This is a genomic window from Rhodococcus aetherivorans (assembly GCF_011058165.1).
In the GTDB taxonomy this organism is placed as follows: domain Bacteria; phylum Actinomycetota; class Actinomycetes; order Mycobacteriales; family Mycobacteriaceae; genus Rhodococcus; species Rhodococcus aetherivorans.
Window position 1 is genome coordinate 166439 of record NZ_JAALEG010000001.1, and the last position, 14595, is coordinate 181033.

A 14595-nucleotide genomic window follows, 5' to 3' on the forward strand; every position below is an offset into this window, starting at 1 on the left:
GCTCGTCGGGCGCCCGGCCCATTAGGCTGGCTTCATGACGGTCATCCTGCTGCGGCACGGGCGCTCGACGGCGAACACCTCCCGGGTCCTCGCCGGCCGCACCCCCGGCGTCGAACTCGACGAGATGGGCCACATCCAGGCCAAGGGCCTCGTCGACCGGCTCGCCGGCCTCACCATCGCCGAGATCGTGCACTCGCCGCTGCTGCGCTGCCGCCAGACGGTGACCCCCCTCGCCGCCGACCGCGGCCTGACCCCCCTCGTCGACGACCGCCTCGTCGAGGTGGACTACGGGCAGTGGACCGGCCGCGAACTCGGTGACCTGCTGAAGGAACCGCTGTGGAAGGTGGTCCAGCAGCACGCCTCCGCCGCGGTGTTCCCCGACGGCGAAGGCCTCGCACAGGTCCAGGCCCGCGCCGTCACCGCCGTCCGCGAACACGACGGCCGCCTCGCCGCCGCCCACGGCGGCGACGTCGTCTGGATCGCCTGCACCCACGGCGACGTCATCAAGGCCGTCCTCGCCGACGCGCTCGGCACGCACCTCGACGGCTATCAGCGCATCGTCGCCGAGCCCGCCTCCCTCAGCGTCGTCCGCTACACCGAGACCCGCCCGTTCGTGCTGCGCGTCAACGACACCGGCTCGGACCTGTCCGGGCTCGCGCCGCCGGCGCAACCGGCGCCCGTGCCGGGCGGGGAGGTCGGTCCCCGCGGCGGATAATGGGAGAGCGACACCGGATGGATTCGACAACGAGGAGGTGCGATGGCCCGCGCGATACATGTCTTCCGGACCCCGGACCGGTTCGTCGCCGGCACCGTCGGTGAACCCGGCGACCGGGTGTTCTATCTGCAGGCCGTGCACGCCTCCCGGGTGGTGAGCGTGATGCTCGAGAAGCAGCAGGTGCAGATCCTCGCCGACCGCATGGGCCTGCTGCTCGAGGAGGTGCACCGCCGCTTCGGCACGGACCTGCCCGAGGACGCGGACGTCGACATCAGTCCGCTCGTCACCCCCATCGACGCGGAGTTCCGCGTCGGGACCATGGGCCTGGGCTGGGACGCCGACAGCGGCAACGTCGTCGTCGAGCTGCTCGCCGTCACCGAGACCGAAGTCGACGAGTCCGTCGTCCTCGACGACGCCGAGGAGGGCCCGGACGCGGTCCGCGTCTTCCTCACCCCCCAGCAGGCCCGCGAATTCGCCGCCCGGTCCGAACTCGTCGTCGCCGCCGGCCGCACCCCGTGCCCGCTGTGCGGCGAACCGGTCGGCGGCGGCCACATCTGCGTACGCACCAACGGGTACCTGCGCACCGAGGGCTTCGATCCCGCCGCCTGGCTCGGCGAGGAGACCTGAGCCGGTGGGCAGCCCCGACGTCCGCACCGTGCTCACCGACGGCGAACTCACCGTGGTCGGCCGCGTCGTGCACGCCAGCAACGCCACCCTGGTGTGCGACGCCACCCTCGACGCGACCACCGTGCGCTGCGTGTACAAGCCCGTCCGCGGCGAACGGCCCCTGTGGGACTTCCCCGACGGCACCCTCGCCGGCCGGGAGGTGGCCTCCTACCTCGTCTCCGAGGCCCTCGGCTGGGGCGTCATCCCCACCACCGTGCTGCGCGAGGGACCCTTCGGGACCGGCATGGTGCAGCGGTGGATCGACACCCCCGACCCCGCCGACCCGCCCGGCCGCCTCGACCTGGTCGACCTGTGCCCGATCGGCGCCGTCCCGCCCGGCTGGCTGCCCGTCCTGCGCGCCCGCGACCTCGACGGCACCGACGTCGTCCTCGTCCACGCCGACGACCCGCGACTGCAGCGCATGGCCGTGCTCGACGTGATCCTCAACAACGCCGACCGCAAGGGCGGGCACGCCCTCGAGGGCGTCGACGGCGGCGTGTACGGCGTCGACCACGGCATCTGCCTGCATCGGGAGAACAAGCTGCGCACCGTGCTGTGGGGCTGGGCCGGCAGCCAGGTCGACCCGTCGCTGCTCGTCGACCTGGACAAACTCGCCCGCGAACTCGACGGCGAACTCGGGCAGCGGCTGGGCACCCACATCACCGCCGGCGAGGTCGCCGCCCTGCGGGGCCGCGTCGGCGCCCTGCTCCGCCGCCCCGTCATGCCCCGCCCGGTCGGAGAGCGGCGCATCCCCTGGCCGGCGTTCTGAGGACCCGGCCTCCGTCCGGAGCCGCCCGCGCCCTCTACTAGGCTCGTGCGCATGCTGTCATGGTCCGACATCGCGCTCCCGTCCGTCCCCGGTCAGGGCCCCCCGCTCCGGCTGTACGACACCGCCGATCGCGCGGTCCGCCCCGTCACCCCGGGCCCCACGGCCACGATGTACGTCTGCGGCATCACCCCCTACGACGCCACCCACCTCGGTCACGCCGCCACCTACCTCGCCTTCGACCTGGTCCACCGCGTGTGGCGCGACGCCGGCCACGACGTGCACTACGTCCAGAACGTCACCGACGTCGACGACCCGCTGTTCGAACGGGCCGCCCGCGACGGCGAGGACTGGATCGTCCTCGGCATGCGCGAGACCGCCCTGTTCCGCGAGGACATGGAGGCGCTGCGCGTCCTGCCGCCCCGCGACTACATCGGCGCCGTCGAATCCGTCGGCGAGGTCGTCGAACTGGTCGAGAAACTCGTCGCCTCCGGCGCCGCGTACATCGTCGACGACGCCGAATACCCCGACGTGTACTTCCGCGCCGACGCCACCGAGCAGTTCGGCTACGAATCCGGCTACGACCGCGCCACCATGGAGCACTTCTTCGCCGAACGCGGCGGCGACCCCGACCGGCCCGGCAAGCGCGACCCGCTCGACGCCCTGCTCTGGCGCGCGCAGCGGCCCGGCGAACCGGCCTGGCCGTCCCCGTTCGGCGACGGCCGCCCCGGCTGGCACATCGAATGCGCCGCCATCGCCCTCAACCGCATCGGCAGCGGCTTCGACGTCCAGGGCGGCGGCAGCGACCTGATCTTCCCCCACCACGAATTCTCCGCTGCCCACGCCGAGGCAGTCACCGGCGACCGCCGCTTCGCCCGGCACTACGTGCACACCGGGATGATCGGCCTCGACGGCGAGAAGATGTCCAAGTCCCGCGGCAACCTCGTGTTCGTCTCCAAGCTCCGCGGCCAGGGCGTCGACCCCGCCGCCCTCCGCCTGGGCCTGCTCGCCGGGCACTACCGCACCGACCGCGCCTGGACCGATCAGGTCCTCGCCGACGCCCAGGCCCGCCTCGCCCTGTGGCGCGACGCCGCGGCGCTGCCGTCCGCGGCTTCGGTCGACGACACCGTCGCCCGGCTGCGCCAGCACCTCGCCGACGACCTCGACACGCCCAAGGCCCTCGACGCACTGGATGCGTGGGCGAAGTTCGCGGTCGAGCGCGGTGGCGACGACCCGTCGGCACCCGCCGCGTTCGCGGACGCCGTCGACGCCCTGCTCGGCATCCCGCTGCGATAGAACGCATTTCGAGTGTGCACATCTCGTCGCGACACGCCGAGGCGTAACAACGAGATGCGCACACTCGACTCTCTATACATGGGTGACGGATGAGATCGAGAGGTGCGGGACCAGGTGCAGAGTGACCGTTGGGTCGAGATCAGTCCCTCGCAGTTCGAGCATGAGAAGCTCGGCCTCGACTTCGTCAAGAGCCTGTTGCCGGATGCCCCGCCGTTCCGCGCTTGGTCCAACTTCGAGTTCCGCGACAACCGCGGTCGCTGGCACGAGGTGGATCTGCTCGTTCTGAGCCGCGACACCCTCTACCTGATCGAACTGAAGTACTACAGCGGCACGCTGCGCGGCAACGACCACGTGTGGAGCCGTGGCGGCTACCGGTCCGAGGATTCGCCGCTGCTGCTCACCCGCAAGAAGGCCCAGTACTTCTCGTCGCTGCTCAAGGACCGCTTGGCCGAGAAGACCGGGCAGAAGAACCTCAAGGGCGTCATCCCGTTCGTGCAGGAGTTGGTGTTCCTGCACCACCCCGACCTCCGGTGCGCCCTGCCGGCCAGCTCCGCGATCAACCTGTACGGCCTCGACGGCAACGAACGCCGCAGCGGCCTGCCCGGCATCGGCGAGCGCCTGCTCGCGCCGTCCAAGCACGAGCCGGTCAGCGAGGAGAAATCCCTGCTGATCCGCGATCTAATGACCGCGATCGGACTCGCACCCCGTCGGCAGCGGGAACTCGGCTCGTGGGTGATCGACGAACAGCCCTTCGGCGACGGCGAGGGCTGGCAGGACTGGCCGGCCTTCCACCACGTCGACATGGAACGGGAAGCGCGCATCCGCTTCTACCTGCCCAAACCCGGCGCCACCTCCGCGGAGGAACATGCCCGGGCGCGCGGCGTCGAACACGAATACAAGTTGCTGTCGCGGCTCAAGCACGACGGCCTGCAGGTGCCCGTCGACGTCGTCAAGGACAAGGAACTCGGCATCGGCCTGGTGTTCCTGCAGTCCAAGGACGAACTGCGGTTGGACCTGTGGCTCGCCGACCACCGGACCGCGCTCACGCTCGAGCAGCAGCTCGAACTCATCGCTCAGATCGCCGAGATCGTGCACTACGCGCACCGGCATCGGGTGGTGCACCGCACCCTGAATCCGCGCGCGGTCGTCGTGCGCGACCGCGCCGCCGGTCCGCAACCGCAGGTCACGGACTGGGACACCGCCGGGGTGCTGCCCGCCAACGCCGAGACCGGCGTCACCCGCCTGTCCGCCGGCCCACTGAGTCTCATGGCGGGGGCGCTGAGCGACCAGGCCCGCCTGTTCGCCGCCCCGGAAGGCGCCAGCCCCGCCGACCCGGCCCGCATGGATGTCTTCGGGCTCGGCGCGCTGGCCTTCTATCTGCTCAGCGGTGGAGTCTCTCCGGCCACCGAACGCGGTGAACTGCTCGACCGGCTGCGCCGCGACGGCGGCCTCGACCTGGCCGTGGAACTGCCGCAGGTGCCGTCGGTGCTGCGGCAACTCGTCCTCGACGCCACTGATCCCAGCCCGGCGGAGCGCATCGCCACCGTCGCCGAGTTCCTCGACCGCCTCGAACAGGTTCGTGGCGAGCTGTTCCGCGCGGAAGGCGAAACCGACCCGCTCGAGGCCAAGCCCGGTGACGAACTCGGCGACGGCCGCTTCGTCTACAAGCGCCGCCTCGGCGCCGGCTCCACCGCGGTGGGCATCCTCGTCGTCGACCGCAAGGCCGGCGACCACGAACGGGTGCTCAAAGTCGCCCGCGACGACGAGGCCGCCGCCCGTCTCCATGCCGAAGCGCAGGTACTCGCCAAGCTCGACGATCCGCGCATCGTCCAGCTCGCCTCCGAGGAGCACGTCGGTGGGCGTGCCGCGCTGGTGGTGCATGACGCCGGTCGCACCACCCTCGCCGAGGAGTTGGCTGCCAAGGGTGGCCGGCTGTCGATCGATCTCCTCGAACGGTGGGGCACCGACCTGCTGCAGGCGTTGATCGCTCTCGAACGCGCCGGCGTCACCCACCGCGACCTCAAGCCGTCCAATCTCGGTGTGCACCAATCGAGTTCACGTGCCGATACGCACCTGAGGCTGTTCGACTTCTCGATGGCCGGGGTCGACCCGCGCAACATCGAGGCCGGTACCCCGCCGTATCTGGATCCGTTCCTCGGTACCGGCGGTCGCCGCCAGTACGACACCGCCGCCGAACGGTACGGCGCCGCGGTGGTGCTGTTCGAGATGGCCACCGGCACCGCCCCGCAGTACGGGCCCGACCCGCAAGCGAACCCGGCCACCGTCGACGACGACATCACCGTCGACCCGGCCATGTTCGAGACGCCGGTCGCCGCGGCGCTCACCGCGTTCTTCACCTCGGCGCTGTCCCGCGACGCCGCCGCACGCCCCGACACGGCCGAAGACATGCTGCGCGCGTGGCGCCGAGCGTTCACCGACCTCGATGCTGCCCCCGCACCGGTCCAGAAGATCGAGGCCGGAACGGCTCTCGCCGCGGCCGGGTTGAGTGCCCGCGCGGTGTCGGCGCTCGCGGCCGCGCAGGTAACCACGGTAGGGGAACTGGTGGTGCTCGACTCCACCCGCCTCAACCGGCTCGTCGCGAAGGAAGCGAAGGCCACCCGCACCGAGATCCGCGACCGGCACCGCGCCTGGGTCAAGGAACTCGGCCGGTCCGCCACGAAGCCACCGAGCACGCAGGGGTTGCTCGGGCTCGACGAGGCGGTGACGCTGCTGCTGTCCGCAGTCGCGACGGGCCGCACCAGCACCCGACGCCAGGCCGCGGAACTGCTGCTCGGCACCACCGGCGCGCTCGATGCGTTCGCGTCCGGCAACGAACTGGCCTCCGCGCTGAAGAAGACCAGCCCGCGCGGCCATCAGCTCCTGAAGGAACTGCAGGCCGACTGGGCCGAGAACCCGGCCACCCGTGAACTGCTCGACGAACTGATCGCCGTCGCCGAACAGGTGCTGCGCGACTCCGGCGGGGTGGTGGCCGTGGCCACCCTCACCGCCGAGATCCGCGGGCGACTGCCGCAACCGCCTGTGTTGCCGTCCGATGCCGTGGCGCCGCGCCTCGCCGAACGCGCTGCCGCGGGTCTGCTGCGTGTCGCCCTCGACCGGCTCACCGAACACGAGACCGCGGAGGGCACCCGCCGTTGGGTGCGGCGTCGTCACGCCGGGCGTCTTGCTCTCATCGCCGAGGACGAGTTGCTGCTCGCCGGTGCCGAAGCGGCCGGGCATCGCGCCGACGATCTGATGGTCTCGACGCCCGCATCGGAGGTGGTGCGGGTCAGCACCGCCGCTCGTGACCTGCGTGCGGCCTTCACCCGCGCCTACAAGGGCGCCGCGGGACCGGATGCCCAGGTGCCGCTTCCGTCGGATGCACGCTTGATCCGCCTGGCCGCAGCCATCTCCAAGTACGCCGCCGTGTCCGGGCGGGGTGAACTGCATCGCCGCAATCTCGGTCCGTCCGACGCGCTGCGCGTCGCGCTCGCCGGTCTCGCGCAGACCGAGGCGCTCTCGCCCACCGAGGTGCGGGCTCGTGTGGCGGCTCGTTTCCCGGAACTCGACCGTCTGCCCGGCCGTCCGGCCCTCGACGGGCACATCGAGCGTGCAGGCCTCGGGTTGACGTGGGACGGCACCGGCTACCGCTACGAGCAGGCCACGCCCGCCAGCGAAACCAGCCTGAACACCCGCACCGCCACCTACACCGGCCCCGCCGGCGACACCGCGGGCGCATCCGTCGGCGGTGGCTCGGTGCGCGGATCGCTCGTCGCGACGTCGCTGCGGGAGAACGGCTTCCTCGCATTCGGTGTGACGGTGCACCGTCCCGGCGACCATCAGAAGGTCGCGGCGGACCTGGCCGCAACCCACGACGGTGACATGGTGGATGTGACCGGGGAGATCGTCGAGGCGATGCGCGCGTTCGCCGCCGAGAAGGGTGTGTCGTGGGACCTGATCCGCAGCGCCGACGCCGCGGAGGCCGGTAGCCGGGATGCGCGGGGCCTGCGTGCGGTGCTCGACCAGGTGATGCCGCGGGTGTGTGCCCGCATCGAGGGGCAGGTGTTCGACGACGGCGTGCCGGCGGCGCCGCTGGTCCTCACCGAGTTGTCGCCGCTGGCCCGCTACGGCTACCTCGATCTCGTGGCGCGACTCGCCGACCTGTCGGCCCCGCGTCGGCGGCCGGTGTGGGTGGTGTTGCCGCAGATGCGGGGGCAGCGTGGGGCGGTGGTCGATGGTGAGCCGATTCAGTTGGGTTCGCCGGGTGGGCAGTTTGTGACGTACTCGGTTGGGAAGACCGAGGCAGTGGAGAGCGAGAGGGTGTGATGGCGGACTTTTCCGCGACCGAGTTGGTGAAGGCGCTGCGTAAGCAGGTCACGGTCCTCGAGGACGATCTGCGTGCGCGTGTCGACGGCGCGGATGTCGATGCCCGGCAGGCGGGTGTGGGGGAGCGGTGGCGCGCCGAGCACACGGCCGCGCTGACGGCGCAGCGCACGGCAGCGTCGTGGCAGGCGTGGCGCGACGAACGCGTGACGCAGGCCGCGGTGGCGTGGGTGCTGCTGACGGTGTTCGCCCGGTACTGCGAGGATCATGCGTTGGTGTCGAAGGCGTGGATCTGCGGCCCGAACGCCGATGCGCGCCAGCAGGCCCTCGACGCCCGCCGCGCCTATTTCACCGAGTTCCCGGAGCACACCGACCGCGAGTGGCTCGAGACGATCATCGCGCATTTCGGGAAGATGGAAGCCACCCGTGGTCTGGTCGACGACTACTCGCCGCTGCACCAGGTCGCACCGTCGGGTGACGCGGCGCGGACGCTGCTCGAATTCTGGTGGGACAAAGATGCTTCCGGGGAGCCGTTGTGGAGCTTCGTCGGCGTGGACACCCGCTTCCTCGGCGACGTCTATCAGGATCTGTCGGAATTCGCGAAGAAGACATACGCGCTGCTGCAGACCCCGGAGTTCGTGGAGGAGTTCATCCTCGACCAGACCCTCGAACCGGCGCTCGCCGAACGGCCGCTTGAGGGGTTCACGGTGATCGACCCGACCTGCGGGTCGGGTCACTTCCTGCTCGGTGCGTTCCACCGGCTGCTCGACAGGTGGCAGCGTGAAGCGCCAGGTCTGGGCCCGCGCGTGCTGGTGCAGAAAGCCCTCAGTTCGGTGTATGGGGTGGACGTCAACCCGTTTGCGGTGGCGATCGCGCGCTTCCGGCTGATGGTTGCGGCGTTGGATGCGAGCGGGGACAAGTCGATCGAGAAAATGATCGACATCGAGTTGAACCTCGCTGCGGGTGATTCGCTGCTATGGGGAGCGCGGCAGCAGGCAATCAGCGACGACCTGTGGTCGACTGGCACCGAGCAGATGGCATACGCGACGGAAAACGCGGACGCGTTGAAGGCGATCCTGCAGCGGGAACACGATGTGGTAGTGGGGAATCCGCCCTACATCCAGGTCAAAGACAAGGCGCTCAACAAGACTTACCGAGAGCTTTACCCCACGTGCCACGGTAAGTACGCGTTGACTGTGCCGTTCATGGAATTGTTTTTCGACCTCGCGAAGAACGGTTCTGGCGGCAAGGCTGGATGGGTCGGGCAAATCACTTCGAACTCGTTCATGAAGCGTGAGTTCGGGTCCAAGCTCATCGAGGAGTTCCTCGCGAACCGTGACCTCAATCGGGTCATTGACTCCTCGGGAGCCTATATTCCCGGACACGGCACGCCGACGGTGATTCTGGTGGGTCGCAATCGTGCGCCGCTGGGGGATACGGTTCGTGCTGTACTGGGCGTGCGGGGTGAGCCGGGACGGCCGGATGAGCCGTCGAACGGTATTGTGTGGTCGGCGATCGTTAAGCATGTGGATGAGCCGGGCTTCGACAATGGGTGGATCAGCGTTGCAGAGTTGGACCGGGCGATGCTGCGAGAGCATCCCTGGAGCCTTGCAGGTGGCGGTGCGCCGGAACTGAGTCAGGCCCTTGATGCAGGCTCGGTAGCCCGACTGGGCGATAGCGCAGCAATCGGCGTGTATGCGGTTGTAGGTGAGGAAGAGCCGTACGAACTTCCGCCCCGGACGCAGTTGCCGAAGCGTGTATTTGTCGACGGTGATGTCGTGCGGGACTTCTCGATTACCTCGGGGTATTACCGCTACTGGCCTTATGAACTGGTTGACGGTGTATACGCTGTCGCCGATGATCATCAGGCACCGGCTGAGTTGTGGCCGTTCAGGACCTCGGTTCGGAACTATTTGTGGTTCGGCAAGACAAAAGACCAACGGGGGCAGGTGTGGACCGAATACGGCCATCTGCACAAGGACTTCTCGGTTGCTGACCAACTGATCACCTTCGCCGAAGTAGCCACCCACAACCACTTCGTACTGGACCGCGGTGGCAAGGTGTTCAAGCAAACCGCACCGGTGATCAAGCTGCCGGAGGGCGCGACCGAGGACGACCACCTACGTCTGCTCGGCGTGCTGAACAGTTCGGTGGCGTGCTTCTGGCTGAAGCAAAAGTGCCACGCCAAGGGCATCGGTGGTGTGAATCAGGAGTCGCGCACCGAACAGTGGGAAGGTTTCTATCAGCTGAACGGGACGAATCTTAAGGATTTCCCGTTGCCGAGGGCCTACCCACTTGCGCGGGCTCGCAAGATCGATCAACTCGCACAGGATGTCACGGCCTCTTCGCCGCGTGCAGTTGCTGGGCGCATGGTCCCGACTGGCGGGGCAATGAAAGCTGCTCGTGTCGATGTTGAGCATGCCCTCGCGTTGATGATCGCGCACCAAGAGGAACTCGATTGGGAGTGCTACCAGCTCTACGGACTCATTGACGAGGACCTCACGTATCAAGGTGACATCCAGGGAATCAAGTTAGGGGAGAGGGCCTTCGAAATTCTTCTCGCGCAAGGGATTTCTAAGGGAAGTTGGACCGATTGGTTCAACCGTCACCGATCCACGCCCATCACCGAGATTCCGCCGCACCTTCCGGCTGACTACCGCGACCTGATTCAGCGCCGGCTCGGCATCATCGCGTCGAATCCTCACATTCGATTGCTGGAGAAGCCCGAATACAAGCGGCGCTGGGCGAGTGAACCGTGGGACAAGCGCGTCACCGAAGCCCTGCGCGATTGGCTACTCGACCGTCTCGAGAATCGCGACCTGTGGTTCGAGGATGGGCATCCGACCCCGCGCAGCGTCGCGCAACTTGCAGACAAGCTGGACCGCGACGAGAACTTCCGAAGTGCGCTCCGGCTGTGGGCCGGCAATACCGAGGTATCCACCGGCACCGCGCTCGCGAAGCTTCTTGATGAGGAGGGTGTGCCCTACCTCGCCGCGCTGCGTTACAAGCCGTCGGGCCTTATCAAACGCGAAGCCTGGGAGCACACGTGGGACTTGCAGCGTCGCGAGGATGCGGGGGAGAAGCTGGATGGCCCGATTCCGGTTCCGCCCAAGTACAAGCCCGCCGATTTCGTGAAGAGTTCGTACTGGTCGCGGCGCGGCAAACTCGACGTTCCGAAGGAACGCTTCATTTCGTATCCCAATGCGAATCGTGACACCGACCCGACGATGCTCCTGGGCTGGGCAGGTTGGGACCACGCCGAACAGGCTCTGGCCCTGGCGGGTCTCGTCGATGAGCGTGTCACCGTCGATGGGTGGGATCAGGAGAGCCCTGACAAGCTGATTCCGATGCTGGCCGGTCTGGCCGAGTTGTTGCCGTGGGTGCGGCAGTGGCACGGCGAAATCGACCCCGAGTACGGCGAATCCGTCGCCGACACCATCGAGGAAGTGCTGCGCTCCCACAGTGCCGACCTGGGCGTCACCACCGACGATCTTGCCGCGTGGCGGCCCCCGACGCCCACCCGTGGACGGCGCACCGCCAAGAAGTCCACGAAGGAGGACGTCTCGAGCTGAAGGTGTCGTCCCTCCTTCGCGCGTCTATGCATCGCGCGCCGCAGCAACGGTAGGGACATGGCCGGGGCGGTACGTTGTCGTCCCGGCCACGTCGCCGATCCCAACGGCACGTGACCCTTCGCAGACGGTGCCACCCAGTCACCGCGAACGCGTTGCTGCACATCCATCGGCAATGTGGGGAATCGGAACCTGGCCACGATAGGCCGACCGCGATGTCAAGCAGACCAGTGAGTATCGGACTCTAGAGTATTCGGCCTGGGTGAGAGTTTCAGGGCTCTTCCGGAATTAGAGTGCGTCGATCGCGCGGGGGAGATTGCCGCAGTGCAGCAGTGACTGGATCCGGTAGTGGAGTAGGTTGCGGAACCCGAGGGCGTGCCGACGCAATGCCTCGAGCCGGCCGTTGATCGCCTCGGTGGGTCTGTTCGAGGCCCGGAACTCGAAGTAGGCCAGCACATCGGCCTGGCGCCGGTGCAAGGTTCGCCCGAGCTGGGCGAGTTCGTCGAGACCGTCGGGTACGCCGGTGCGAATCGTGTCGATCACCTGGGTCAGTTTCGTCCTGCCACGACGACGGTCGGTATTGGCGTAGGCATCGATGACGTCCTGGTCGACCCGCCACGCGTCACCGCGAACGGCAGATGCCGATCCTCGGCGAACACCGCCTCGAGACGGCGACGTTGCGGGCCTGAGAGCAACTCCTGCCGGGTGCGGGCGGTGCGACGAACCCCGTAGAGCGGATCCCCCGAACGGCCCTGGTGTCCGCGGGTGTGCTGCTGGACGCGCTGACGGCACAGATCCAGCTTGGTGCCAGCCAGGGCGACGACGTGGAACGGATTCATCACTGTCACCGCATCGGGAACGTGGCTGGTCGCGGCGTGCTTGTAGCCGCCGAACCCGTCCATCGCCACGACCTCGATCCTCCTGCGGAACGCAGCACCCCGGTGCTCGAGCCAGGTGCTCAGCACCGCCGACGACCGGCCCGCCACTAGATCGAGCAGACGGGCCGGTCCGGTGCCGTCGAACACCGGTGTCAGGTCCACGATCACGGTGACATACCCGTCGCTGGCCGCCCGGCGGGTGTGCGCCCATCGGTGCTCGTCGACCCCGATCACCCGCACCGACTCCAGAAGGGAGGTGTCAGTGGTGATCAACGTCGTGGTGGCCTCGACCGCAATCGCATTGACCGTGTCCCACGACAGACCCAGTTCTCTGGCGATCGCGGCAACCGAAGTGCGGTCGAACATCAACCGCCGCAGGATGTGCCGGGCGCAACGTCGGGTGGTCGACCAACCGGGACGAGCCAGACGATCGGTGTTGTGCCGGAACACCTCCCGCTCACACGAGGCGGAGACACACCGGTAGCCAGGAACCCGCACCCGCAACTGGAGCGGATGGCCGGCCACCGGCAGATCCGTCACCGTGCGCACGATCGTGTCCCGGTACGTCCCTGCCTGGCTGCAGCGCGGGCACCGGCCGGGTCCGTCGACCAGCAGATCGCAGAACACCACGGTGACCTGGTCGTCGAGGGCGGCGTCGGTGATCGTCACGCCGGTTTCGATCGTGCGCATGATCGTGTCGGCGACGATCGAGGCGGGCAGGCAAGTAGGCTCGGACATGGGGGTCCCGGGTGTGGATGACGATTCGGTGTAGGAACCTTCATCATCTGCCACCTGGGGCCCGTCTCACCTCACCGACACCGACGGCACCGAATACCTCGCCTCGCCTTCAGGTGCACTCCATTTCCGGAAGAGCCAATTTCGGACCTTACCGCTTGCGCGCGTTGCTCGGCCGTGGAGGAATGGGCCAGGTCTGGAGAGCCTTCGACACCGCCACTGATCGCGAGGTGGCGCTGAGAGCGTGTCTCTTATGGATTAGATCGTGTGTGCGGCATGATGACGGTCGTGGTCGATGCGTTGTCTTCCCGGTTGGTGCCGGATGCGTTGTGGGAGATCGTCGAACCGTTGCTGCCCGGATTCCGGGCGCGGCCCCAGGGTGGTGGGCGGGCGGCGCTGGACGATCGGGCGGTGTTCACTGCCATCGTCTATGTGCTCACCAGCGGTTGCGCGTGGCGGCACCTGCCACCGTCGTTCGGGGTCAGCGTCCCGACCGCGCACCGCCGCTTCGCCGCGTGGGCCCGGGCCGGGGTGTTCGACGAGCTGCACCGCCAGGTCCTCGACCGGCTCGGCGCCGGCGGGGACCTGGACTGGTCCGCGGCGATCCTGGACGCAGCCCACGTCCGGGCAAAAAGGGGGGCTCTCTGACCGGCCCCAGTCCGGTCGATCGCGGCAAGAAACGGCTCGAAGATCCACATCCTCTCCGACGCCGACGGCATCCCGCTCGTGACCGCGGTGAACTCGGCGAACACCCACGACAGCGTCATGCTGCAACCGATGGTGACCGCGATCCCGGCGGTGCGCTCGCGCCGCGGGCCGCGGCGCCGGCGACCCGGCCGGTTGCGCGCGGACAAGGGCTACGACTACCCCGTCCATCGCCGGTGGCTGCGCGCCCGACGTATCGTCCCACGCATCGCGCGCCGCGGCGTCGAGAGCAGCGAACGCCTCGGCCGGTACCGGTGGAAGATCGAACGCACCCTGGCGTGGCTGACCGGCTACCGCCGGCTGACGATTCGCTACGAACGTCACGGCGAGCACTTCGCCGGTTTCCTCCAACTCGCCGCCGCGCTGACGTCCTGGAAGAAGCTCCCCAAATGAGACATCCCCTGAAGGTGCTGTTTGCGGACTGGGCAGACGACGAGGGCTATAGGGTCCGATTCGAAGAGGAAGCCCGCACCGCCTCGAAACTCCAGACGCCGCTACATCCGATCTTCTCCGCCGGGACATCACGCCAGGCGATGTTGGTGCGCAGGACGAACATGATGCCTGCCAACGCGACACGATCGTCGACCGGCTTCCGACCCGGGAACCGGTACCGACGTTCAGGCCTGGGCGGGAGTAGCGGCGCTACTCGCTCCCGTAGTCCTCAGGAACAAGATCAACAGACACTACCGAGACGGTGCCCGAAACCGTCCTCGAACGCCGTCTACCACGCCGAACTCATCCTGAAGCGGTCAGTGAAGGCAATGGGTCGACGGCGCACCTGGTGGCCCAGACTTCACCGTCGTCGGGATCCGGAGCCTGGTCAAGTCCCTGGAGGTGGTGTACGACGTCGTCGCGTGATTCCTCGGGAGTGGGTCAGGCAGTCAAGGCCGGTGTCACCTCCCCGGTCTCCTCGGCGACACTGTCGGCGGGCTTGTCGGTGCGGGA

At 68.3% G+C, this 14595-nt stretch carries 6 protein-coding genes and 3 pseudogenes; 7 read left to right on the top strand and 2 right to left on the bottom strand.

Annotated elements, in window-relative coordinates; translation table 11 throughout:
- The first annotated feature begins 34 nt into the window (after positions 1-34).
- The 6 genes from G6039_RS00790 (at position 35) to pglX (ending at position 11335) form a co-directional block, all read left to right on the top strand.
- Entirely contained in the window at positions 35-715 is a 681-nt protein-coding gene (locus tag G6039_RS00790) for a histidine phosphatase family protein (protein ID WP_006939362.1), read from the top strand.
- A 42-nt stretch (positions 716-757) separates the two neighbouring features.
- On the top strand, positions 758-1342 hold the full coding sequence (locus tag G6039_RS00795; RefSeq protein ID WP_006939363.1) for a DUF3090 domain-containing protein: 585 nt from the start codon (positions 758-760) through the stop codon (positions 1340-1342).
- Positions 1343-1346: 4 nt separating this feature from the next.
- Positions 1347-2150 (top strand): SCO1664 family protein, encoded by an 804-nt coding sequence (locus tag G6039_RS00800; protein WP_006939364.1) that lies wholly within the window; start codon positions 1347-1349, stop codon positions 2148-2150.
- Between the two features lie 51 nt (positions 2151-2201).
- Positions 2202-3443, top strand: coding sequence for a cysteine--1-D-myo-inosityl 2-amino-2-deoxy-alpha-D-glucopyranoside ligase (mshC, locus tag G6039_RS00805; protein WP_029543703.1), 1242 nt, complete (start codon positions 2202-2204; stop codon positions 3441-3443).
- Positions 3444-3557: 114 nt separating this feature from the next.
- The gene (gene pglW / locus G6039_RS00810; protein ID WP_029543705.1) at positions 3558-7766 is read left to right on the top strand and encodes a BREX system serine/threonine kinase PglW; all 4209 of its coding nucleotides are present in this window, start codon (positions 3558-3560) and stop codon (positions 7764-7766) included.
- Entirely contained in the window at positions 7766-11335 is a 3570-nt protein-coding gene (gene pglX / locus G6039_RS00815; RefSeq protein WP_029543708.1) for a BREX-2 system adenine-specific DNA-methyltransferase PglX, read from the top strand. The genes pglW and pglX overlap by 1 nt, the downstream gene beginning before the upstream one ends.
- A gap of 285 nt (positions 11336-11620) precedes the next feature.
- Here pglX and G6039_RS00820 read toward each other — a convergent pair.
- Positions 11621-12900, bottom strand: a pseudogene (locus G6039_RS00820) (ISL3 family transposase).
- 324 nt (positions 12901-13224) lie between these two features.
- Here G6039_RS00820 and G6039_RS00825 point away from each other — a divergent pair.
- Positions 13225-14043 (top strand): annotated as a pseudogene (locus G6039_RS00825) (IS5 family transposase).
- Between the two features lie 46 nt (positions 14044-14089).
- On the opposite strand, the pseudogene G6039_RS00830 reads toward G6039_RS00825, so the two are convergent.
- Positions 14090-14290, bottom strand: a pseudogene (locus G6039_RS00830) (transposase); the annotation flags it as partial.
- Positions 14291-14595: the final 305 nt, after the last annotated feature.